The organism is Burkholderia sp. WAC0059 (genome assembly GCF_002870125.1).
Lineage (GTDB): Bacteria > Pseudomonadota > Gammaproteobacteria > Burkholderiales > Burkholderiaceae > Paraburkholderia.
Genome location: NZ_PNEO01000014.1, coordinates 60,509 through 83,895 on the forward strand (window position 1 = coordinate 60,509; position 23,387 = coordinate 83,895).

The 23,387-nt window shown below is 68.2% G+C and carries 19 protein-coding genes; 8 read left to right on the forward strand and 11 right to left on the reverse strand.

All coding sequences use genetic code 11. The features are described from left to right. Positions 1-292: 292 nt before the first annotated feature. Both CY652_RS15410 and CY652_RS15415 read right to left on the reverse strand, forming a co-directional pair. Complete coding sequence (locus CY652_RS15410; RefSeq protein ID WP_102131585.1) at positions 293-655, reverse strand: HrpB1 family type III secretion system apparatus protein; 363 nt, start codon at positions 653-655, stop codon at positions 293-295. A 240-nt stretch (positions 656-895) separates the two neighbouring features. Next, positions 896-1,774: a LysR family transcriptional regulator gene (locus CY652_RS15415; protein WP_102131586.1), complete on the reverse strand. Its 879-nt coding sequence runs from the start codon at positions 1,772-1,774 to the stop codon at positions 896-898. Positions 1,775-1,904: 130 nt separating this feature from the next. Here CY652_RS15415 and CY652_RS15420 point away from each other — a divergent pair, with 130 nt between their 5' ends. Continuing rightward, positions 1,905-2,849 (forward strand): AEC family transporter, encoded by a 945-nt coding sequence (locus CY652_RS15420; RefSeq protein WP_102131587.1) that lies wholly within the window; start codon positions 1,905-1,907, stop codon positions 2,847-2,849. A 60-nt stretch (positions 2,850-2,909) separates the two neighbouring features. Here CY652_RS15420 and CY652_RS15425 read toward each other — a convergent pair whose 3' ends face one another. From CY652_RS15425 to CY652_RS15435, 3 genes are all read right to left on the reverse strand, one after another. Continuing rightward, on the reverse strand, positions 2,910-3,464 hold the full coding sequence (locus CY652_RS15425; protein WP_102131588.1) for a hypothetical protein: 555 nt from the start codon (positions 3,462-3,464) through the stop codon (positions 2,910-2,912). Positions 3,465-3,535: 71 nt separating this feature from the next. Then, positions 3,536-4,549 (reverse strand): PDR/VanB family oxidoreductase, encoded by a 1,014-nt coding sequence (locus CY652_RS15430; protein ID WP_102131589.1) that lies wholly within the window; start codon positions 4,547-4,549, stop codon positions 3,536-3,538. Positions 4,550-4,753: 204 nt separating this feature from the next. Further along, positions 4,754-6,322: a Rieske 2Fe-2S domain-containing protein gene (locus tag CY652_RS15435; RefSeq protein WP_102131590.1), complete on the reverse strand. Its 1,569-nt coding sequence runs from the start codon at positions 6,320-6,322 to the stop codon at positions 4,754-4,756. Positions 6,323-6,594: 272 nt separating this feature from the next. Between CY652_RS15435 and CY652_RS15440 the strand changes: the two genes are divergently transcribed. Further along, on the forward strand, positions 6,595-7,275 hold the full coding sequence (locus tag CY652_RS15440) for a GntR family transcriptional regulator (RefSeq protein ID WP_102131591.1): 681 nt from the start codon (positions 6,595-6,597) through the stop codon (positions 7,273-7,275). A gap of 125 nt (positions 7,276-7,400) precedes the next feature. Here the strand turns inward: CY652_RS15440 and CY652_RS15445 are convergent, their stop codons facing one another. Both CY652_RS15445 and CY652_RS15450 read right to left on the reverse strand, forming a co-directional pair. Next, the gene (locus CY652_RS15445) at positions 7,401-8,780 is read right to left on the reverse strand and encodes an MFS transporter (protein ID WP_102131592.1); all 1,380 of its coding nucleotides are present in this window, start codon (positions 8,778-8,780) and stop codon (positions 7,401-7,403) included. A gap of 126 nt (positions 8,781-8,906) precedes the next feature. Next, positions 8,907-9,749: a class II aldolase/adducin family protein gene (locus CY652_RS15450; RefSeq protein ID WP_102131593.1), complete on the reverse strand. Its 843-nt coding sequence runs from the start codon at positions 9,747-9,749 to the stop codon at positions 8,907-8,909. 120 nt (positions 9,750-9,869) lie between these two features. Between CY652_RS15450 and CY652_RS15455 the strand changes: the two genes are divergently transcribed. After that, positions 9,870-10,790: a LysR substrate-binding domain-containing protein gene (locus CY652_RS15455; protein WP_102131594.1), complete on the forward strand. Its 921-nt coding sequence runs from the start codon at positions 9,870-9,872 to the stop codon at positions 10,788-10,790. 48 nt (positions 10,791-10,838) lie between these two features. Here the strand turns inward: CY652_RS15455 and CY652_RS15460 are convergent, their stop codons facing one another. Next, positions 10,839-11,780, reverse strand: a complete 942-nt coding sequence (locus CY652_RS15460) for a LysR family transcriptional regulator (RefSeq protein WP_102131595.1) — start codon at positions 11,778-11,780, stop codon at positions 10,839-10,841. Between the two features lie 148 nt (positions 11,781-11,928). On the opposite strand from CY652_RS15460, the gene CY652_RS15465 reads away from it, so the two are divergent. Together CY652_RS15465 and CY652_RS15470 are read left to right on the forward strand one after the other, a co-directional pair. Continuing rightward, positions 11,929-13,308: an NAD(P)H-dependent oxidoreductase gene (locus CY652_RS15465; protein WP_102131596.1), complete on the forward strand. Its 1,380-nt coding sequence runs from the start codon at positions 11,929-11,931 to the stop codon at positions 13,306-13,308. A 268-nt stretch (positions 13,309-13,576) separates the two neighbouring features. Next, a complete protein-coding gene (locus CY652_RS15470; RefSeq protein WP_102131597.1) occupies positions 13,577-14,884 on the forward strand; it encodes an MFS transporter in 1,308 nt (435 codons plus the stop codon). 23 nt (positions 14,885-14,907) lie between these two features. Here the strand turns inward: CY652_RS15470 and mdeB are convergent, their stop codons facing one another. Beyond that, on the reverse strand, positions 14,908-17,628 hold the full coding sequence (gene mdeB / locus CY652_RS15475) for an alpha-ketoglutarate dehydrogenase (RefSeq protein ID WP_102131598.1): 2,721 nt from the start codon (positions 17,626-17,628) through the stop codon (positions 14,908-14,910). A 160-nt stretch (positions 17,629-17,788) separates the two neighbouring features. Between mdeB and CY652_RS15480 the strand changes: the two genes are divergently transcribed. Beyond that, positions 17,789-18,313, forward strand: a complete 525-nt coding sequence (locus tag CY652_RS15480; RefSeq protein WP_102131599.1) for an Lrp/AsnC family transcriptional regulator — start codon at positions 17,789-17,791, stop codon at positions 18,311-18,313. A gap of 134 nt (positions 18,314-18,447) precedes the next feature. Here CY652_RS15480 and dgoD read toward each other — a convergent pair whose 3' ends face one another. Together dgoD and CY652_RS15490 are read right to left on the reverse strand one after the other, a co-directional pair. Further along, a complete protein-coding gene (gene dgoD, locus CY652_RS15485) occupies positions 18,448-19,608 on the reverse strand; it encodes a galactonate dehydratase (RefSeq protein WP_102131600.1) in 1,161 nt (386 codons plus the stop codon). 50 nt (positions 19,609-19,658) lie between these two features. Next, positions 19,659-20,996 (reverse strand): MFS transporter, encoded by a 1,338-nt coding sequence (locus CY652_RS15490; RefSeq protein ID WP_219723746.1) that lies wholly within the window; start codon positions 20,994-20,996, stop codon positions 19,659-19,661. Positions 20,997-21,270: 274 nt separating this feature from the next. Here CY652_RS15490 and CY652_RS15495 point away from each other — a divergent pair, with 274 nt between their 5' ends. Both CY652_RS15495 and CY652_RS15500 read left to right on the forward strand, forming a co-directional pair. Beyond that, entirely contained in the window at positions 21,271-22,338 is a 1,068-nt protein-coding gene (locus CY652_RS15495) for a LysR family transcriptional regulator (protein ID WP_102131602.1), read from the forward strand. 402 nt (positions 22,339-22,740) lie between these two features. Continuing rightward, positions 22,741-22,995, forward strand: coding sequence for a hypothetical protein (locus tag CY652_RS15500; RefSeq protein WP_102131603.1), 255 nt, complete (start codon positions 22,741-22,743; stop codon positions 22,993-22,995). Positions 22,996-23,387: the final 392 nt, after the last annotated feature.

Sequence of the window (23,387 nt, forward strand, 5' to 3'; positions counted from 1 at the left end):
CGGCCGGAAGGGGCGAAATGCCGAAACGACGAGGCGCCGAACGCCTCGACGGCCCCGCTCAACCGTGCGGAAGCGGAATCGTTCGCGACGCCTTCGCCTTACCCGCTGCATGAAAAGGCGGCGCCGGAATCCGGCCGTCAATCATGCTTCGGCCATCCGTGAAGAAAGCACGGGAAGCGCGCGCATCAAAGCCGCGTCCCGCCGACCGGAACGCAGAAAATGCAGAAAACGCCGCGACGCCGGGCCCCCTCCTGGGGGAGCCCGGCGTCGCGCGCCGCAGTCCGCTCGCCGGTCAGCCGCCCGACTTGCCGAGCAACTGCCGCATCGTCTTGCGCACGTACACGTTCTGGCTGTCCTCGTGCGACGTCGCATAGCCGTGCCACGACGGGTCGTTGAGCATGCGCAGGCAGAGCGCCTTGAGCTCGGGGCAGCGGTCGTCGGGCAGCCCGTTCACGAGCTGCCATGCCTCGTGCACCCGTCCGCGCTTGAGGGCGATCGTGACGGGGAAGGCGAGAATCTCGCGGCTCGCCGGGTGGGCGCGGTGCATGCATTCGAGCAACGCCTCGGCCTCTTCGAGCCGATCCGCCTGAATGCAGGCGACGATCGCCTGAGCGAATTCCAGGGTGCCGTTCTTTCCGGGTTGAATGTCGATCATGCCGTTACCACACGTGTCAGGTTGTCAATCCGTTCGATAACCCGCATGGGCGACCGGTCCGCCGACAAGGACCGCCGAAGCGCGGCCGGCCGGTCCCCATGCGTGAATGGATGTGCCTGTGCCGCAAGTCCGGTTGCCCCGGCTTCCGGCAGAAAGCGCCTGTCATCAAATGTAACGAATGCCGGTCCGGCCGCCTGGGCGTTTGCGAAGCCATGCCGTGAAATGCGAAGCGCCGCCCCTTCACGCCGCGCCGCCGGCCAGCTCCAGAAACCGCGCGAGACACGGATTGCGGTTGCCCGGCGACCAGACGAGCACCTGCTCGATCGACGGCGCGTCGGCCAGCGGCCGGAACACCACGCCGGGCAGTTGCGCCTTGCACATCGACTCGGGCACGAGCGCGACGCCCACGCCCTCGTCGACGAGGCTCAGCACCGTCTGCTGCAACTGCACCTCGAACCGGACGTCGGGCTCGAAGCCGCCGGTGCGGCAATGCCCGACGATCGCGGCGCGCAGCGTCGGCGCGACTTCCTCGGCCGCCAGCACGAACGGCTCGCCCGCGAGCTGCCCGATCTTCAGCCGGCGCGCGCGGGCGCGCGGATGGCCGCGCGAGAGCGCCACGCACAGCGGCTCGGTGACGATCGTGCGCGAGGCGAGCCCCCGGTCGCCCGTGCCCGGGAACATGATGGCCGCGTCGATCTGGCCGTTGAGCACCTGGGCGGCCAGATCGTTCGACACGACCTCGCGCAGATGCAGCGTCACCTCGGGCCAGGCGGCGCCGAAGGCCCGCGCATAGCCGGGCACGACGCTGTAGGCCGCGCACATCGTGAAGCCGATCGCGAGCGCGCCGGCCGCGCCCGAGGCGGCGGCCCGCGCGTTGTGGGCGGCCTGCTCGATGGCGGCGAGGATCGCGCGGGCGTCGGCGTAGAAGCGCTCGCCTGCGGCCGTCAGCGTCACGCTGCGCGGGCTGCGCTCGATCAGCTTCACGCCGAGGCTCGCCTCGAGGGCGGCCAACTGCCGGCTGAGCGGCGGTTGCGAGAGGTGCAGGCGTACCGCCGCCCGGCCGAAATGGCGGGTTTCGGCCAGCGTCACGAAGTAGCGCAGGGGCTTGACGTCTATCACGATGCAGGAAAGGTATTGCCGGGCGTCCGAAACAGTATTGGATTGTATCGCCATGAAGCACTACCCTTGCGCATCGTCCTGTTCGCGCCCCGTCTTGCGCCGTTGTTTCACGCCTTCGTCCCGCCCGCCGATGTTATCGACCCTCGAAATCCTGCTGCCCGTCTTCGCCCTGATCCTCGCCGGCTTCGTCTGCCGCCGCCGCGGCGTGCTCGGCCCCAACGCGGCCTCGGAGCTGAACCGCTTCGTGGTCTGGCTCGCGCTGCCCGCGCTGCTGTTCGACACGATGGCGCACGCCACCTGGCTCCAGCTCGACCAGCCGGCCTTCATCGCCGTCTTCTCGATCGCCTGCGCCGGCGCGTTCGCGTTCATCCTCGCCGTGCGGCTCGCGCGCGGCCTGCACCTCGCCGACGCCAGCATCGACGCGATCGCCGCCGCCTACCCGAACACCGGCTACATCGGCTTCCCGCTCTGTCTGATCCTGTTCGGCGCAAGCAGCCTGACGCCGACGACGATCGCCACGATCATCGTCGCCTGCGTGCTCTTCGCCATCGCCATCGTGCTGATCGAAATCGGCCTGCAGACCGAACGCGCGCCGCACCGGCTCGGCCTGAAGGTGCTGCGCTCGCTCTCGCGCAATCCGCTCATCGTCTCGCCGATCGCCGGCGTGGCGCTCGCCGCCGCGCACGTCGCGGTGCCGGCCAGCGCCGAGACTTTCCTGAAACTGCTGAGCGGCGCGGCGAGCCCGTGCGCGCTCGTGAGCCTCGGCCTCTTTCTCGCCGAGCGCCGCCCGGCCGGCGACGCCGTCCCGCGCAGCGCGCTGCTGCTGACCGGCACCAAGCTCGTGGTGCAGCCGGCGCTCGCCTGGTGGCTCGCGGCGCGCGTGTTCGTGCTGCCCGCCACGCTCGTCGACATGACCGTCGTGCTGGCCGCCCTGCCGACCGGCACCGGGCCGTTCATGCTGGCCGAGTTCTACCGGCGCGAGGGACAGGTCGCCTCGCGCACCATCCTGTTCTCGACGCTCGGCTCGCTGGTCTCGCTCTCGGCGCTGCTGCTCTACCTGCACCTCCACGCCTGAGCGCTTCGCGCGCGAAGAAGTCAACCCAGGCCGGACACCGGCCGCCAGGCGACAGACGGATCAGGCCGGCGGCCCTGCCGAAAGCCACGCGTAGCTCAGGCCGACGCCGTCGTTCTCCGCCGCGTCGTAGAGCCGGTCCGGCTCGACGCCGTCCCGCCCGAACGCGCGGACGAACAGGTCGGCCCCGGGCGCGCGCTCGCCGATTTCGGGCGACTGGAGCAGCACCGCGGCCCGGCGGGCACAGTAGCGTTTAGCCTGGATCCGCGCGAAGCGCACGTCGTCCTGGAGCTGCGCCGCGCTGCACCCTTGCGCGTCGCGCACCACCACCGAGGCCAAGCCGCCCGACGCGCGCGCGAGCACCCATGCCGCGCGATATTCGCCGAACGCGTCGGGCTCGGCGAGCACGCCGATCAGGCCCGTGATGTCGCGAAAGTGCGCGTCGGATTCGAGCAGCGCGCGGGCGCGCGCGGGGATCGCGCCGTCGCGCATCCAGCCGGCGAGCGGCGAAACGGGCCGCTCGCCGCGGCGCAGGACCATTCCCGTCTCGCCCAGCAGGCAGGCCAGGCCGCCGGAATCGACCCGCGCGGGGATCGTCAGATAGTCGGGCAGAACCATGTCGTCTCCATCTTTCTTGTCGGTATCGTCGTCGGTCCGTCCGCCGGCAGAGCCGCCGCGGAAGGCCGCCGCTACAGGTCCAGCACGAGCGACCCTCCCTTCGCCCGCGATACGCATACGGTCATGAAATCGCGCTGCTCGTCCTCGCTGAGGATGCAGTCGCGATGATCCACTTCGCCCTGCAGATAGCGAACCTTGCAGGTGCCGCAAAGTCCCGCCTCGCACGACGTCTCGACGCCGATTCGCGCATCCCGCAGGACCTCCGCGATACTACGCCCAGGCGGCACGGCAAGCCGCTGCCCCGTACTCGCGATCTCGACCGTGAAGTCGGCGCCGTCGGTTTCGTCCGCTGCTTCGTCGCCGCCGGCGGCCGGCCGGGCCGGCGCCGCGAAATGCTCGCAGTGCACGCTCCCCTTCGGCCAGTCCGCGGCCGCTTCGGCGCAAGCCTTCATGAAGCCGGCCGGCCCGCAGTAATAGACGTGCGTGCCCTCGCGCTTCTCTTCGCGCAGTAGCCGCGCGACGTCGAGGCCTCGCGACGGGTCGCCGCCATCGAAATGCAGATGAAGCCGGTCCGCCGGGAACGCTTCGCGCAGTGCCGGTTCGAACGCGACCGCCTCGGGATCGCGCGCGCAGTAATGCAGCGCGAAATCCGCGCCGCGCCGCTGGAGTTCGTGGGCCATGGCCTTGAGCGGCGTCACGCCGATGCCGCCGGCCAGCAGGACGACGCGCTGCGCCCGCCCGTCCAGTTCGAAATGATTGCGCGGCCGGCCGATGCGCAGGACGTCCTGCACGCGCACGCGCTCGTGCATGGCCTTCGAGCCGCCGCGGCCGCGTTCGTCGCGCAGCACCGCGATCACGTAGCGTCCGCGCTCGTGCGGCGCATTGCATAGCGAATACTGGCGGACGATGCCGTCGCCCGCATGAACGTCGATGTGGGCGCCGGCCGCAAACGGCGGCAGTTCACCGCCGCCGGCCGCGACGAGTTCGTAGGACTGGATGTTGCGGCCTTCGTAACGAATCTGCCTCACGAATACTTCGAGTGTCGAGGTCGCCGGCGCGACCGGCTCCAGACTCCCTTCTGCCATGATGCCTCCGGGGCGGCCCGGACGTGCCGGGCCGCCGTGCAATCGTATATGGGTGGCGTGCGAAGGCAGCGGGCGTTTGCGCCGCGCCGCCCCGGCACGATCTCCGCATGGGTCCGCCCGCAGGCCGACTCGCGGTCCGCGCGCGGGGAGGTGGGTTCCCGCCCGCCATGCCGGCGGGCAGCCCCGCGCGCGATCTACCGCCGCCTATGAGCGCGGCGCCGACGACGCCGCCGTGCCCCGTACCGCCTGCTCGAGCGCCTCCATTTTCTCGCGCACGAACGCCGTACGCGCCTCGCCCCTGAGCGATTCGCTCTCGTTCAGGATCGCCACCACGCCCTTCGAGAGCTTGCGGCGCCGCTCGATTTCCTCCTCGACGGAATCCGCTTCCGGCAGGTCGAAGACGTTGCCCGAACAAAAGCTGTTCGGCGTGCCGCCGACCGTGCGCAGCCACTCGGCGAACTGCACCGGCCCCGCCGCCGGATTGCTGCCGCGCACGGCGTCGCGCAGCATCTTGCGGAACAGGTAGAGGCCCGCGTCGAGCTTGGTCGGATGTTCGAGCGTATGCACCGCGATCGGCCGCTGGCTGATGATCGCCTCGTAGTCGCCGGGCGCGTACTGCGCGTCCTTGTAATGGGCGCGCTCGCGGTGGTTGGGCGGGATCGGCGGCATGTCCTCGAGCCGGTACTTGCCGAAGCGCTCGGGCCGGCGCATCGCGACCTGCCCTTCGAGAAAGTCGATCGACTCGTAGCCGACCCATTCCTTCTTGCCCACGCCGCGCGTGTCGATGCCGGGGCCCATCACGCGCCAGCCGATCATCTTGCTGTTCTCGTCGTCGACGGGCACCGTCCAGCGGATGATGTGGAAGCGGCTGAACAGCTTCTTCGCGGAGCCGTCCTCGGACGTGTACGCGTGCAGGCTCAGGTTCGGCAGCACCTGGTGCTGCACGCGCACGAACATGCGCTCGCGGTCGACGCGGCGCGCGCCCGCGCAGGCGAGCCCGCGCCCCTGCTGGACCGGAATGAACTGCATGTCGGGCGCGACTTCCATCGAGGCCGCGCCGACCTCGTCGAACGTCGTGCCCTGATAGTGGCCGTCCACGACGTTCCTCGCGGCGTGCAGCGCCGCCGTGTGGAAGTTGTCGGCGGCGTTGTCCTGCACCTGCAGCCAGTTGCAGTGCTGGAAGTTGCTGTAGGCGACGAGTTCGTCGCCGGGCAGCACCGTGAAGTCGCCCTCCCACTCGGGAAACGGCGGCTCCTCTTCGGGCGGCCCCATGTAGGCGAACACGAGGCCGTTGCGCTCGATGGCCTTGTAGGCGCCCTGGCGGATCGAGCACGCGTACTTCGCGGCCTCGGCTTCCTCGCCCTTCGGATAGGGCACGTGCAGGCAGGTGCCGTCCACGTCGAACACCATGCCGTGATAGCAGCACTGGATGCCGCGCTCCTGGATCGCGCCGTACTCGAGCGACGCGCCGCGATGCGTGCAGTGCGCGTGCAGCACGCCGACGCGGCCGCTGCCGTCGCGGAACGCGACCAGCTCCTCGCTGAGGATCTTCAGGAAGCGCGGCGTGTCGGTCAGTTCCATCGACAGGCAGACCGGATGCCAGAAGCGCCGCATATACTCGCCCATCGGCGTGCCCGGCCCCGTCTCGGTGAGCTCGGGATCGTGCTGCGGCACCCGGTTCGTGTAATAGCCGCCGTACGGAATCAGCTTCTTGACCGCCGCCGTTCCGCCCGTGCTACCGCCCTTGTCCATCTTTTCCGATTTGATCGTCATGGGGACTCCTTCTCAGTTGACCCGGATCGCCGCCCTCCGGCGGTCGTCCGCATTCGCCGCTTCACATTTTCCAGCTTTCTGAACTCCGAACTCTGTATACAGAGATTAGGAGCACTCGAACGCCGCGCCTATATGGGTTAACACTCACCATCGTCACTACCGCAACCCGTTCGCACTTCCAACGAATTGACGTACATCAAACTCAAAGCACAAGGCCGCGTTGACCTGGACCGAGGGCCACTGTAGTCTGTATTCAAAGTACAGAGATCGCCATGCCCGTCAAATTCGAAAAGCTCCAGGTCCGTCCCGATTACGTCGAAGAGGTCTACCGCGCCCTGCTCGACGCGATCAGCGACGGCTCGCTCCCGCCGGGCACGCGGCTCACCCAGGAGGACATCGCCGAGCAGTTCGCGGTGTCGCGCTCGCCCGTGCTGCAGGCGCTGCGGCTCCTCAAGAAGGACGGCCTCGTGCAGGACGCGCCGGGCCGCGGCGTGCTCGTCGCGCCACTCGACGTCGAATGGATCGGCCGGCTCTACGAGGTGCGCGGCGCGCTCGATTCGCTCGCCGTGAAGCTCGCCGCGCAGCGCGGCAGCAAGATCGACCCGGCCCTCGTCGCGCAGGGGCGCCGCGCCTCGAAGGGCAAGGACGTCAAGGCGATGATCGACGCCGACGCCGCGTTCCACAACGCCATCTACCAGGCCTCGGGCAATCCGCTCATCGGCGAGAGCGCGCATCTGCACTGGGTCCATCTGCGCCGCGTGATGGGCGCCGTGTTGCAGTCGTCGAAGCTGCGCGACTCGATCTGGGACGAGCACGCCGCCATCGCCCAGGCCATCGCGGCCGGCAACGTCGGGCAGGCGGTCGAACTGACCGAACTGCATACCGACCGGGCGCGCAGCAATCTCGTCGCCCGGCTCGGCGACGTACTCGGCGTCGCGGCCGGCGAGGCCTGAGCCATACTTGTCGTCGCCCGGCGCGAGCCCGCCGGCGGGCTCGCGCGACCGCCCCGTCGCCTGCGGACCGGGGGCCAGGACGTCGCCTCGCTCCCGGCCCGACGAACCGCCGTTGCCTTTCAACTTCAGGCGCCCGGCCGCGAGGCGCCCGACGGCAACGCCGCCGACACCTCCGCGCTCCCGTCCTCGCGCGCCGGCACGAACCCGCTGCTGTTCACGGTCCGCGCGGGCAGCGTCAGCGTCAACGCGCTCGCGATCACCATGCTCACGGCGAGGCCGAGCACGCCGTTGCCCGTCGAGCCCGTCGTCGTCTGCAGCACGCCGATCACCCACGGACTCACGACGCCGGCGATACTGCCGACCGAGTTCGCGAGCGCGATGCCGGCCGCCGCGGCCGCGCCGCCGAGCACGGTCGGCGGCAGCGCCCAGAACTGCGAGATGGTCGTCAACACGCCCATCGTGCCGATGGTCAGCGAGATCATCGCGAGCACGATGCTGTGCGCCCACGCCACGCTCATGCACAGGCCCACCGCGCCGACGACGCCCGGCAGCGCCAGATGCCAGCGGCGCTCGCCGCGGCGATCCGACAGGTAGCCGACGACGATCATCGCCACGGTCGCCGCCGCGTACGGCACGGCCGAGAGCAGCCCGATGTCGAGCGGATTGGCCACGCCCGCCGCCTTGACGAGCGACGGCAGCCAGAACGACACGCCGTAGAGCCCCATCTCGAAGAAGAAGTAGATGGCGGAAAGCTTCAGGATGCGCGGGCTCATGAAGCCGTCGCGCAGCGAATGGAGCTTGCGCGCGGCCATGTCGCCCTCGAGATTGCGCGCGATCGTGGCCTTCTGGCCGGCCGTGAGCCAGGCCGCGTCGGCGACGCGGTCGTCCAGATAGAACCACGCGGCGATGCCGACCGCCACGGTCGGCACGCCTTCGAGCAGAAACAGCCACTGCCAGCCCGCGAGGCCGCCGTGGCCCGACACCGAGTGCATGATCCAGCCCGACAGCGGCCCGCCCACCACGCCCGACATCGGGATGCCGGTCAGGAACAGCGCCGTCACCTTGCTGCGCTGCGAGGCGGGAAACCAGTACGTGAGGTAGAGCAGGATGGCCGGAATGAATCCGGCCTCGGCCACGCCGAGCAGAAAGCGCATGGCGTAGAACGCGGCCGGCGTCTTCACGAACATCATCGCGGCGGCCAGCACGCCCCACGTCACCATGATCCGCGCGATCCAGCGGCGCGCGCCGACCTTCAGCAGCACGAGATTGCTCGGCACCTCGAACAGCAGATAGCCGACGAAGAAGATGCCCGCGCCGAGCCCGTACACGGCGTCGCTCATGTGAAGGTCCTGCAGCATCTGGAGCTTGGCGAAGCTCACGTTGATGCGGTCGAGATAGGCGCAGAGATAGCAGAAGAACAGGAACGGCAGCAGGCGCCACATCACCTTCGCATAGGTGGCCCGCTCCGTCGGCTCCGGGTGGAGAGCCGGACTGGTGGTGTTCATGGGGTGTCTCCGTCATGTTTTATGTATGCCGGCAGGTCGGCGGATCGTGTCGTCCGTTGGTTCCTTTGCCTGTCGGGTCGCGCCGGCCCTCGATGCGGGGCCGGCGCACGGGCCGCTCGACCGGGATCAGTCGAACATGTCGGGCTGCGTGTGGACGAACTCGTCCCAGAGCGTCTGGAAGTGCAGCCAGCCGATGTACTCGCTGCCCACGTGCTCGCGGCTGTAGCGCGCGCGGTCCGCCGGGACGAGCCTCGGCTTGATGCCCGTGGCCTCGACCGCCAGTTGCTGGCGGCAGCAGCGTTCGAGCGCGATGAACCAGAACGCGGCCGAGTCGATGCTGTGACGGCTCGCCGTCAGCAGGCCGTGGTTCTGATGGATCGCCGCCTTCACGCCCTTGAACGCATGCGCGACCTTCGGGCCGGCCTTCACCTCGACCGCGACCTGGCCGGCCTCTTCTCCGATCACGACGTGGTCCTCGAAGAACGCGGCCGCGTCCTGGCTGATCGGCTCGAGCGGACGGCCCAGCGCCGAGAAGGCCGTGCCGTAGACCGTATGCGCGTGGCACATCGCCACGATGTCCTGATGCATCTCGTGCACGGCCGCATGCAGCACGAAGCCGGCCCGGTTGATCGCGTGGCGGCCCTCGACCACGGTGCCCTTGTGGTCGGCGCAGATCAGGTTCGACAGCTTGACCTGCGAGAAGTGGATCGCCATCGGGTTGGTCCAGTACAAACCCGGATTCTCGGGGTCGCGCACCGTCAGGTGGCCGGCGAAACCGTAGTCGAAACCGTGCTGGGCAAAGGCGCGGCAGGCGCCGACGAGCCGCTCCTTCAGATGCTGGCGCTGCGCCGCGGGGCTCGCGAACGTCGGCAGTTCGGGAAAGATCAGGCCCTTCTGCTCGGGCTGGTAGATCGAGACGCGACCCTGCAGGTCGATCGTCTTCGCGGGGGCTTCCATCACTTCGGACATGTCTGCTCCTTGTTCGTCTCCGTATGGGGTGATTCGATGATCGCGCCCGCGCCAGTTGTTGACAAACGATGACTGTTCATGAAAGCATGAACCACACTCACCTATTCCGAAGAACGACCCATGAGGCGCATGCCGAACTTCGTGCTGCTGCGCACCTTCGAGGCGGCGGCGCGGCTCGAAAGCTTCGCGCGCGCCGCGCAGGAGCTGCACCTGACGCCGTCGGCCATCAGCCATCAGGTCAAGGAGCTGGAGGAATATTTCGGGCGGCCGCTGTTTTTGCGCCGCAACCGGCGCATCGAGCCGACGCCGGAGGCGCTGCGCCTGCTCGAAAGCCTGAGCCGCGTCTTCGACGTGGTCGAGGCGGCCTGCAACGAAGTGGCGCTCGCGCCCGACGCGCAGGTGCTCGTCGTGCACTGCGCGCCGAGCCTCGCCGTCAAATGGCTCGGGCCGCGCCTGCCGGCGTTCGCGCAGGCCTTTCCGCGCATCACCATCCGCCTCTCGACGAGCCCCGAGCCCATCGACCTGACCCGCCTGCAGGAGGTCGACGTGGCCATCTCCTACGGCAGCGCGCTCGAGCGCGCGGGCATCGACGTCGTCGCGCTCGGCCGCGAGCCGATCGTGCCGCTCTGCGCGCCGTCCCTCGTCGACGGCGCGCAGCCCGTCGCGCCGCAGATCGGCCGGCTCACGCTGATCGATTCGCAACTGAGCCGCGTTACCTGGCGCGACTGGTTCGACGCGAACGGGCTCGACCTGCCGGCTCATCCGCGGCCGTCGTTCGACCGCGCGGCGCTCGGCATCTCCGCGGCCGTCGACGGCATGGGCGTCGTGCTCGAAAGCACGCGCCTCGCCGAGCGCGAGATCGCGCGCGGCGAACTGGTCGAGGTGGGTCGCGATCTGTTCGTACGCTTCGAACGCGAAACGCATTTCGTGTCGTGCCGCAGGAACGAGCTTCGGCACCGCAAGGTCGACGCGTTCAGGCAGTGGCTGTTCGAGCAGGCAGGCGTCGAGGAAACGCCGGACGATCGGCCGGTGGCGGCCTGAATTTTTAGACTTGCCGCGGGTCGTGGCGCATCGCCCGCCGGGTAAACACTAGCTCGCCGCCTTCGCCGCATAAGTCGGCATGAACAGCGCGCGATGCGTCTCCACGCTTTCGAGCAGGAAGGTCGTCATCGCGCGGATGCGGGCCGGCGCGCGCATCTCCGAATGCGTGACGAGCCAGTACGAACGCGTGAAGCGGACCTCGCCGGGCAACAGCCGCACGAGTTCCGGATGCTGCGCCGCCATGAAGCACGGCACGATGCACAGGCCGAAGCCGTCGAGCGTCGCGCTCAGTTGCGTCAGGATGTTCGAGACCTGCAGATCGACCGACGGGTCGTCGATGATTTCCTTCAGATAGTCGTGAGCCGGCGTCGGCAGCAGGTCGGGGATGTAGCCGATCAACCGGTGCCGACGGATGTCGTCGCGCTCGACCGGCGCGGGGTGGCGGCTCAGATAGGCCTGCGAACCGTATAGTCCGTACTCGTAGTCGAGCAGCTTGCGCGCGCGCAGCGGACCCTTTTCGGGGCGGGACATCGTGACCGCGATATCGGCCTCGCGCTTGGTCAGGCTGACGATCCCGGGGTTCGAGATCATTTCGAGCGTCACCTCCGGATGGTGCTCGGCGAACTCGCGAACGTGCCGCGCCAGAAAGTACGTCCCGAATCCCTCGGGCGTCGCGAGACGGACCGCGCCGCGCATCCGCGCGCCCTCCTCCGGGAGCTGCGACGCGATCCGGATCATCAGGCTCTCGACGTGCTCGGCCTCGGCGACGAGGCTCTCGCCCGCCGACGTGAGGACGTAGCCCGTCGGCAGCCGGTCGAAGAGCCGCACGTCGAGCGCTTCCTCGAGGCCGACGATGCGCCGGCTCAGGGTCGAATGGTCGATACCCAACCGCAGTGCAGCAACGGTCAGTCGTCCTGTGCGAACCACGGCAAGGAAGGCACGCAGATCGTTCCAGTCGAACTCGCGCGGCACATTCGATTTTTTGCACATCCGTGTTGCTCCCTTGCGGATTTACACAGGCCGATCCTATTGAATAAGCTGCATGGAAACAAGGCTGGCCCGAGCGCGCGGCGAGCGGCAACGCTACTTGCCCGGCATCGGCGCCCGCATCCATGAGCCATGATGATGGAGGAGTCAGATGTCGATGTTCAACGAACTGAAAGCGCGCGCCCACAGGAACGAGCCTGTGCGGGTCGGATTGATCGGAGCCGGCAAGTTCGGCTCGATGTACCTCTCGCAGGCGTTCCGCACGCCCGGCATTCATCTCGTGGGCGTGGCCGATCTCTCGCCGGCGCGCGCGCGCGAATCGCTGCTGCGCGTAGGCTGGAGCCGCGAGCGCTTCGAGGCCCGCTCGCTCGACGAGGCGCACCGCGGCGGCACGACCCACATCACCGACCATGCCGACGGGCTCATCGCGAGCCCGTTCGTCGACATCGTGATCGACGCGACGGGCAGCCCCGCCGCCGGCATCCATCACGTGCTGAAAGCCTGCGAGAACCGCAAGCACATCGTCATGGTCAACGTCGAGGCCGACGCGCTCGCCGGGCCGCTCCTCGCGCGCAAGGCTGCCGAAGCCGGCATCGTCTACTCGATGGCCTCGGGCGACCAGCCCGCCCTCATCGCCGAGCTCATCGACTGGGCCCGCACGATCGGCTTCGAGGTGATCTGCGCGGGCAAGGGCACGAAGTACCTGCCCATCTATCACCAGTCCACGCCCGAGACGGTCTGGGGCCACTACGGCTTCACGCCCGAGCAGGTGGCCGGCGGCGACTTCAATCCGCAGATGTTCAACTCGTTTCTCGACGGCACGAAGTCGGCGCTCGAAATGGCCGCCGTCTCCAACGCCTGCGATCTGCTTCCGCCCGACGACGGGCTGGCGTTCCCGCCCTGCGGCGTCGACGATCTGCCCGGCGTCCTGCGCCCGGCCGCCGACGGCGGCATCCTCGCGAAGCGCGGCACCGTCGAGGTCGTCTCGTCGCTGGAGCGCGACGGACGGCCCGTGTTCCGCGATCTGCGCTGGGGCGTCTACGTCGTGTTCGAGGCGCCGAGCCGATACGTGAAGGACTGCTTCGCGCAATACGGACTCAGGACCGACAGCACGGGCCGCTACGCGGCCATGTACAAGCCCTACCACCTCATCGGGCTCGAGCTCGGCACGTCGATCGCGAACATCGCGCTGCGCGGCGAGGCCACGGGCTCGACGGCCGACTGGAAAGCCGACATCGCGGCCGTGGCGAAACGCGCGCTCAAGGCCGGCGAGAAGCTCGACGGCGAAGGCGGCTTCACGGTCTACGGCAAGCTGATTCCGGCGAGCGAGTCTTTGCGCATCGACGCGCTGCCGATCGGCCTCGCGCACGACATGGTGCTCAAGAACGACGTCCCGGCCGGCCAGCCCGTGCGCTGGAGCGACGTGAGCTACGACGCGTCGAAGGAAGCGATCCGCGTGCGCCGCGAGATGGAGACCCTGTTCCGCGGCGAACGGGACGCGCGGCAGCCGAAGCACAAAGTCGCCGCCTGACGGGAGGATAAGGCGCGAGACGAGCGGGCGGGCGAACGGGCGAGACCCACGCTCGCCCGCGCCCGCCAGGCGACGGCCGGACGAAACGCGGCGCCCGCGCCGGCCGCCGCCCCGCCTTCCGGCGTGACCCTGCCCCGCCCGCCTTTCCCGCCGCCCGCTTCCCGACCGGGACGACGCCCCGCGTCCCTTCATTCGACAGGAATCCCTCCGACACAAGACGCCTTCCCGAGAACCGAACCCATAAATTCACTCCAAACATGGAGGAGACATGAAGAGCTCTGCTGCCGTCTCTCTGGACACGAAGTTTTCCGGGCAGACCGACGTCTACCGCAAGATCGCGTGGCGCATCATGCCGCTCGTGGTGCTCTGCTACATCGGCGCCTATCTCGACCGCGTGAACGTCGGGTTCGCCAAACTGAAGATGCTGTCGGACCTCGGCATGAGCGACGCCGTCTACGGTCTCGGCGCCGGCATCTTCTTCATCGGCTACTTCGTCTTCGAAGTGCCGAGCAATCTCATCCTGCACAAGGTCGGCGCGCGGCGCTGGATCGCGCGGATCATGGTGACCTGGGCCATCATCTCCGCGGCGACGCTGTTCGTGCGCACGCCGATGCAGTTCTACGGCGCGCGCTTTCTGCTCGGGCTCGCCGAGGCCGGCTTCTCGCCCGGCGTCATGCTTTACCTGACCTACTGGTTTCCTTCGAAGAAGCGCGCGTTCGCGCTCGCGATCTACTACATCGCGATTCCGCTCGCCGGCGTGATCGGCGGGCCGCTGTCGGGCTGGGTCCTGGACGCGTTCTCGGGCTCGACCGTCATGAAGGGCTGGCAGTGGCTGTTCCTGATCGAGGCGATTCCGACGCTCGTCATCGGCATCGTCGTCTACTTCTTCATGGTGGACCGCCCCGACGACGCCACATGGCTCAGCGAGCGGGAACGCGCCGAAGTGACGGAAAACCTGCGCCGCGAGGACGCCGACAAGGTCGTCCACGCCAGCTCGCTCGCGTTCATCGCCGACCGGCGCATCTGGAAACTCTCGGCCATCTACTTCATGACGATCATCGGCCTCTACGGCATCACGTTCTGGCTGCCGTCCATCGTGAAGGAGTCGGGCGTCTCGAGCATGTCGCTGATCGGCTGGCTCTCGGCGATCCCCTACGTGGTCGCCATCATCGCGATCGTGCTGACGGGCATGAGCGCCGACCGCACGCGCGCGCGGCGGCTGCACTTCGCGATCGCCATGGCCGTCGGCGCGGCGGGGCTGGCCCTGAGCGGCTACGTGGGCCACAACCCGGCCTCGGCGGTCCTCTGGCTCTGCGTGGCCACGGCGGGCATGCTCTCGGGCCTCTCGCTCTTCTGGGGCGTCCCGTCCTCGTTCCTCGCGGGCACCTCGGCGGCGGCCGGCATCGCGACCATCAACTGCATCGGCAATCTCGCGGGCTTCGTCGCGAACTACCTGGTCGGTTGGCTCAACGTGCTGACGGGCAAGCCGGCCATCGCGCTCTACGTCGTCGCGGCCTCGATGCTCGTCGCGGCCGGAATGATCTACATCATTCCGGCTCACGCGGCGGATCGCTAGATCGTCGGCGCTTCAGTGCCCCTTCAGCGCCGCCACGGCGGCGCCGCGCGTTCGCCGTCGGCGCGCTTGCCGTAGCGTTCGACGGCTTCGCGCGCGACGGCGCGCGGCAGCGCCCCGTCGTCGGCCAGCGCCTTCAGCGCCGCGATGACGATGGAGGCGCGGTCCACCTCGAAGAACGCGCGCAGCGCCGCGCGCGTGTCGCTGCGCCCGAAGCCGTCGGTGCCGAGCGTCACGTAGCGGCGCGGCACGTATGCGCGAATCAGCTCGGGCAGCGCGCGCACGTAGTCGGTGGCCGCGACGACCGGGCCGTGCGACGCGCCGAGCGCCTTCGTCACGTAGGGCACGGCGTCGCCATCGGCAAGACGCGTTTCGCGCTCGACCGCCAGCGCCTCGCGCTGCAATTCGGTGAAGCTCGTCACGCTCCAGACGGCCGCGTGGATGCCCCAGTCCTCCTCGAGGAGGCGCGCCGCGGCCTGCGCCTCGCCGAGGATCGCGCCCGAGCCCAGCAACTGGACCTGCGCCGTTTCGCCCGCGCGCGCATCGAGCGGATATAGCCCGCCGAGAATGCCCTCGCGCAGCGTTGGCCCGGCATCGGCCGGCATCGACGGCTGCGCGTAGCTCTCGTTCGTCACGGTCAGATAGTAGAAGACGTCGCGCTGTTCTTCGACCATCTCGCGCATGCCCTCGTCGACGATGACGGCCACTTCGTAGGCGAACGCCGGGTCCCAGGCCCGGCAGTTCGGAATGGTCGAGGCCGCGAGATGGCTCGTGCCGTCCTGGTGCTGGAGCCCCTCGCCGCCGAGCGTGGTCCGGCCCGCCGTCGCGCCGATCAGGAAGCCGCGGGCGCGCTGGTCGGCAGCGGCCCAGATCAGGTCGCCGATGCGCTGGAAGCCGAACATCGAGTAGTAGAGATAGAACGGCAGCATCGGCAGGTCGTGCACGCTGTACGCCGTGGCCGCCGCGATCCACGACGACACGGCGCCCGCCTCCGAGATGCCCTCCTCGAGAATCTGCCCGCGCGTGTCTTCGCGGTAGTAGAGCATCGAGCCCAGATCCTCGGGCTCGTAGAGCTGGCCCTGCGGCGAGTAGATGCCGACCTGGCGGAACAGGTTCGCCATGCCGAACGTGCGCGCCTCGTCGGCGACGATGGGCACGACGCGCGGTCCGAGCGCCGCGTCCTTGAGCAGCGCGCCCAGCATCCGCACGAGCGCCGTCGTCGTCGACATCGACTTGCCGTTCGCCTCGAGCGCGAACCGGCTCCAGTCCGCCATCGGCGGCACTGCGAGCGCCTGCGAGGCCTTGCGCCGCCGTCTCGGCAGATAACCGCCGAGCGCCTCGCGGCGCGCGTGCAGATAACGCATCTCCGGGCTGTCTTCGGCCGGCCTGTAGAACCTGAGCGCTTCGACGTCCTCGTCCGACAGCGGCAGGCGGAAGCGGTCGCGGAACGCCTTCAGCGCGTCGGCGTCGAGCTTCTTCTGCTGGTGCGTCGTCATCCTGCCCTGACCGACCGCGCCCATGCCGAAGCCCTTCATCGTCTTCGCGAGAATCACGGTCGGCTGACCCGCGTGATCGAGCGCCCGGCTGTAGGCCGCGTGAAGCTTGCGCGCGTCGTGGCCGCCGCGGTGCAGACGGTCGATCTCGTCGTTGCCCAGGTGCTCGACGAGCGCCGCGAGTTCCGCGTTCTGGCCAAAGAAGCGCGCGCGGTTGTAGGCGCCGTCGTTGGCCGAGAAGGTCTGGAACTGGCCGTCGACGGTCTGCGCGAACGCGCGCGCGAGCGCCCCCGTGTGGTCGCGCGCGAACAGCGCGTCCCAGTCCGAGCCCCAGAGCACCTTGATGACGTTCCAGCCCGCGCCCGAGAACTGCGCCTCGAGCTCGTCGACGATGCGGCCGTTGCTGCGCACCGGCCCGTCGAGCCGCTGCAGGTTGCAGTTGACGACGAACACAAGGTTGTCGAGCTTCTCGCGCGCGGCCAGCGAGAGCGCGCCGATCGACTCGGGCTCGTCCATTTCGCCGTCGCCGAAGAAGCCCCAGACCTTGCGCCCCTGCGTCTGCAGGAGCCCGCGGTTCTGCAGATAGCGCATGAAGCGCGCCTGGTAGATCGCGTTGATCGGACCGATGCCCATCGAGCCCGTCGGGAACTGCCAGAAGTCGGGCATCAGCCACGGGTGCGGATACGAGCAGAGCCCGGGCCCCGCAATCTCGCGCCGGTAGTGTTCGAGATCGGAAGCGTCGAGAAAGCCCTCGAGAAAGGCGCGCGCGTAGACGCCCGGCGACGAGTGCGGCTGGAAATAGACGAGATCGCCGCCGCCGGTCGCGCCCGGCGCCGCCGCGCGGAAGAAGTGATTGAAGCCGACCTCGAACAGATCGGCGGCCGACGCATAGCTCGCGATGTGGCCGCCCAGCTCGCCGTAGGCGCGGTTCGCGCGGACCACCATCGCGAGCGCATTCCAGCGCAGCGCCGCGGCGAGCCGCGCCTCGATCCCGAGGTCGCCCGGATAGGGCGGCTGGGCCTCGACGGCGATCGTGTTCGTGTAGGGCGTGACGTTGAGCCGTTTCGCGACGACGCCATGCGCGAGCCCGCGTTCGGCGAGACGGTCGAACAGATACCGGGCCCGTTCGGTGCCGGCATGCTGGACGACGCCGTCGAGCGCCTCCAGCCATTCGGCGGTTTCCTGCGGGTCGCTGTCTTCGCGACCTTCGTTGGCAGCGGCGATCGCCCTGCCGATGCCCGACAAGTCCGTCATGGCGCAAGCTCCGGTGGAGTTCGACGCGGGCGCGAGGCGCCCGTCCGTATCCATCCAAGCTTATCTACTCGGGACCAGAATTTCTCTCCTTATTGCCCTTCTGTCGTTCGTCGTATAGGGTATTTATTCCGATAAAACACGACAAACCGGAATTTTTCTCATGAGCTCGCCCAACCGCCTCGACCGCACCGACATCGGCATCCTGAACCAGCTCCAGCAGAACGCGCGCATCACGAACGCCGAGCTCGCGCGCGCCGTGAACCTGTCGCCGACGCCGTGCTTCAACCGCGTGCGCGCGCTCGAAAAGCTCGGCCTGTTCAGGCGGCAGGTCACGCTACTGAACGCCGAGGCGCTCGGGCTGCGCATCAACGTGTTCATCCAGGTGAGCATGGCGAGGCAGGACGAGGACGCGCTGCAACGCTTCGAAAGCGCCGTCGCCGAACGGCCCGAGGTGATGGAGTGCTATCTGATGACGGGCGACGCCGACTATCTGCTGCGCGTCGTCGTGCCCGACATGCGCTCGCTCGAACGCTTCATCCTCGAGCGGCTGACGAAAATTCCCGGCATCTCGAACATCCGCTCGAGCTTCGCGCTCAAGCAGGTCCGCTACAAGACCGCGCTGCCGCTGCCGGCCGGTGGCCTGACGCTGAGTCAGAGCGACGAGACGCACGACGACTGGGCCTGAATCGCGGCGGTGGCGGCGGGAGTGGGCCGGCGCCGGAAGACGGTGGCCCATGACGAGCCCATGACGGCGGAAGACAGCCCGTTGCGCGCCCCGGACGCCGTACGGCTCGTTCGTCCGGGGCGCGCAACGGAGGCTCAATCGTCGACGACGGAGCCGTCCACGTGCGGCCGCATGGCGACGGTCATCGAGCGCCGCGGGAAGCGGGCCGCGGCATCCTCGGGCAAATCGATGCCGAGACCGGGACCGTCGGGAATCTTGATGAACCCGGCCTCGGGCGCGGCCAGCCCCGGCACCACGCGGCTGCCGCGCAGCCCTTCCGAGCCCTCGATCTCGGCGTTGTCGAACGGATACTCCTGCACCGCGAAGTTCGGGATGCAGGCGTCGAGCTGCAGACACGCGGCCAGATTGATCGGCGAAAGCGGATTGTGGAAGACGATCTGCGCGTCGTAGGCCTCGGCCAGCGCGGCGATCTTCTTGCCCGCCGTAATGCCGCCGCACACGGAGATGCAGGGCCGCAGATACTCGACCCCGCGCCGCGCGAGCAGCGTCTGGAACTGGTGCAGGTTGATGAAGCGCTCGCCCGTCGCGACCGGCACCGGCACGTGGTCGGCCACCCACGCCATCGCGTCGGGGCTATAGGGCCGCACCGGGTCCTCGATGAACATCGGGAAGAACGGCTCGATCGCGCGGCCGAACGTGCGCGCCTCGGCCGGCGTCATGCGGCTGTGGATCTCGACGCACAGGTCGACCTCGGGGCCCACCGCCTCGCGCACGCGCCGCACGGCGTCCACCGCGTCCTGAATCTTGCTCGCCTGCGACTTGAACCACGGGTCGCGCAATCCTTCTTCGAGCAGTGGGTTCATGCAGCCGAGCGCCGTGAAGCCCTCCTCTTGCGTCATGCGCTTCGCGCGGGCCACGAGCTTGTCCGTCGTGCGGCCCTTGCAGTGGCTGTAAAGCCTCGCCTTCGTGCGCATCGCGCCGCCGAGCAGCTCGTAGACGGGCACGCCGTAAAGCTTGCCCTTGATGTCCCAGAGGGCGACGTCGATCGCCGAGATGGCGCCGCTGATCGCCGCGCCCGAGAAGTGCTGGAAGCGCAGCATGACGTTCCAGTGATGCTCGATGGGCCGCGGGTCCTTGCCGACCAGATACTCGGCGAACTTGCGCACGGCTTCGGCGCTTGCCTCCAGATGCCCCCACGCGCCCGATTCGCCGTAGCCGACGTAGCCCTGATCGGTCTCGACGCGCACGAACAGGAAGCGGTCGATGAAAAGCGGTTCCACCTTCGTTATCTTCATTGCAGATTTCCAGTATGACTAACGGATTGATTCACTCGTTCGGCCACCGTTCAGGGCCGTCCGCGCGAAGCCGATGCGCGACGGTCGTAGCGCGCGAGCAGCAGCAGCGCGACGATGGCCAGCAAGGCGAGCGCAACGAGCGGCAGCAGCGCGATGGGGTAGCTGCCCGTCGCGGCCTTGATGACGCCGAGCAGCCAGGTGGCGCCGAATCCGGCCAGATTGCTGAGCGCGTTGATCTGCCCGATGGCCGCCGCGGCGCCCGCGGCCGGCACCCAGTCGCTGACCAGCGCCCAGAACGGCCCCTTGATCGCGTAGGTGCCGATCAGGGCGAGCGAGAGCAGCACGAGCGTCGGCACGAGCGAATGCGTGAACAACACGGCCGCGAGGCTCGCGCTCATCACCGCGAGCGGCGCGACGGTGCGCCAGAGCCGCTCGCCGGCGCGGTCGGACGCGCGCCCCCACCACACCATGACGATCGAGGCGATGCCAAACGGCACCATGTTCAGGAGCCCCGTTTCCATCGTGCTGAGATCGAACGACTTGAGAATCTGCGGCAGCCACAGGCCGAGCCCGACCGTCGCGCCCGCCGTGCCCGAATAGACGAGCGCAAGGCCCAGCACGTGTCGATTGGCGAGCACGCGCCACGTCGAGCTCGCGCCGACGGGGCGCGCCTGCTGCGCCTCGGCCGCCAGCTCGGCGACGAGCCATTGGCGTTGCTGCGGGCTCAGCCAGCGCGCCTCGGCCGGCCGGTCGACCATGACCGCGAGGAACAACAGGCCGAACGCGACGGCCGGCAGGCCCTCGAGCACGAACAGCCACTGCCAGCCCTTCAGGCCGAGATAGCCGTGCAGTTGCAGCAGTGCAGCCGAAATCGGCGAACCGATGAACACCGACAGCGGCACGGACACGCCGAAGAGCGCGATCATGCGCGCCCGGTAGCGGGCCGGAAACCACATCGTCAGGTAGAGAATCGCGCCCGGATAGAAACCCGCCTCGGCCGCGCCGAGCAGAAAGCGCAGCAGATAAAGCGAGCGCGGCCCCACGACGAAGGCCATGCACATGCCGACGATGCCCCACGAGATCATGATGCGGGCCAGCCAGCGCCGCGCGCCGAAGCGCGCCATCGCGAGATTGCTCGGCACTTCGAGCAGGCAGTACGAGATGAAGAAGATGCCGGCGGCAAAGCCGAATTGCGCGGGGCCGATGCCGAGATCGCGATTCATCTGCAGTGCGGAGAATCCGACGTTGACGCGGTCCACGTACGAGATGAAGTAGCCGAGCGTCACGAACGGCATGATGCGCCAGATCACGCGGCGCATCGTCGAGCGTTCGAGTTCGCTCGCGGAAGCGGCAAGCGATGCCCCGGCGGCCGACAGTTGATCACTCATTGCGTCCACTCCTCTTGCGGTGACTGCATCTGCGGGACGCGCGCGAAATCCCGGCGTCCCGGCCACGCGGGAAAACCCCGCAAAAGCCGTATCCGACCCGTACCCCAGACGACGACCGATTGTAGGTTTCGCCATTACGGCCTGTACAATTCGAATCGCGCATGTGCCATGCAAAAGTCGCATTATTTTTCTGTTGCTTTTATTTTTGACGCTCTGCACCCTGCCTCTTCCGTCGTGAGCCCGCCGTGCGGGCGAAACAGCAGAGGATGACGCAATGGAGCTTGCCTGGCTCGAGGACTTTCTGGCGCTCAGTTCGACGCTCAACTTTTCCCGGGCCGCCGAGATGCGCAACGTCACGCAGCCGACGTTCAGCCGCCGTATCCAGAATCTCGAACTGTGGGTCGGTGCACCGCTCGTCGATCGCAGCACGTTTCCGGCTGCGCTGACCGAGCAGGGCAAGAGCTTTCGCAAGGCCGCCGAGGAAGTCGTCCAGACGCTTTACCGGGAGCGCGATCAGTGCAAGGGCATCGCGCGGCCCAGACGCACGTTTCTTTCGTTCGCCATGCTTCAGACCGTGGCGATCAGCTTCTACCCGGAATGGCTGCGCGGCCTCGAGGCGCAGATCGGTTCGCTGCGCACGCGCGTTTCGTGCGCGAACCTGCACGACTGCGTGCAGACGCTCGTCACCGGAAGTTGCGACATCATGATCTGCTACGCGTGGCCGTCGAGCCCGCTGCTGCTCGACGGCGGCCAGTACCCGTCGCTATGCCTCGCCGACGAATACCTGCTGCCCGTCTCGGCGCCGCAGCGCAACGGCCAGCCGCTGCACGACCTCGATCGCGGCGATGGGCGGCCCGTGTCGTATCTGGCCTATGCGGGCTACGCCTCGCTCGCGACCATGGTGGACAGCATCGTCTCTTCGCAACCCGACGCGCCCACGCTCGACCTCTGCTACGAAAGCGCGCTCGCGGCCGCGCTCAAGTCGATGGCGATGGCGGGCCACGGCGTCGCGTGGCTGCCCTATCACGTGGTGAAAGCGGAACTGGAAGGCGGCCTGCTCGTGCCGGCGGGTGCCGGACGCTGGATACGAAAAATCGACATTCGCGCCTATCGCGCCAGCGACTCCGACAGCCGCGAAATCGAACGGGTCTGGGACTTTCTCGCCGAAGCCGGCCCGATGCCGAGCGACTTCACAGGCTATGCGGAATCCGCCGCTGCCGCGCGCGAGGTGACCACGCGCGCGGTGCGGCCGATCAAACCGCACCGGGCCGCCGGGCACGGCCGCCGCGCGCGCGGCGGCGATACGGGCACCAACGGCGCGAGCGGCACCCGGCACAGCTAACGCCGCGCGCACCAGGAGCGCGTACCGATCGCCGCCGCCGTGCCGTCGCCGAACGCGATGGCAATGGCGATGGCAATCAACGCGGGAACGTATCGACGAGTTCGACGAACTCGTTGCCCGCGCGATCGGAAATAGCGCTATCGCGCTATCGGGGCCGCGGGCGCAATCCGCCTCGGCCGCCGCGCCCCACACCGCGTGATTGAACAACGCGCAGGCGCCCGGCACGGGACATCGCGACAAGAACCACGCCGACGACGCCGGCGAATGCCAGATCGAGCACGGCTCCACCGCCCCGGAATCGACAGCGGATATCCGCGCCGTTACGAGTACAATGCAAAGAGATCATCCTTCGCATAACCCCGACAAGAGGCGCGTCGGCTCGTCAACCAGACGGAGCGCCCCATGTACCGAATGATCCCGTATCGGGGTTTCGAGATTCATGTCACCCTGAAGTCCTCGGCAGAGGATCTTTACGACGTCAGCTTCCAGATAAAAGGCGGCCATAATCTCGCCCTCATTGGCAACCGAAGCGGTCGTATTCCCCTACGCAACGGCCCATTTACCCGGCGCTGGGCTTACCTCATCGCGGAAGTGGCGGGGCAGGCGGCGATCGACGTGCTGCTCGGGATCCCCACCGACGATCAGTCGGTCGCGTGATCTGATCTGCCCGTCGTTCGATCGAAATAATCCGGCATGACAAGTGGCAGGAGTCAGCCAGGGCCGATCCGGGCGTCGGGCCAGATTGCGTCGCCGGCTGGCCGGACTGCTGCCGAACCGGCGGTGCCGGCTGATTCCACAGCGGGCGAAACGCCTCGTCCTTCCGTTGCCCCATATCGTGCGAGCGTTCGCTGCAGCGACGCTTACGGTTTTTTCCCGCCAGACATGGCGAAACGACATTCGCCCATCACTCAGTAATCCTTTATATCATTCCGTGACAAGGACAAGTGGAGCATCGGTGCGGCGCGAGAGTTGCATTGCGCCGTCGTCGAGAGATGGCGGTGAGTCGGCCGCAGCGTTTCCCGGGTTTTCGCAACGTGCATCTTGACGGC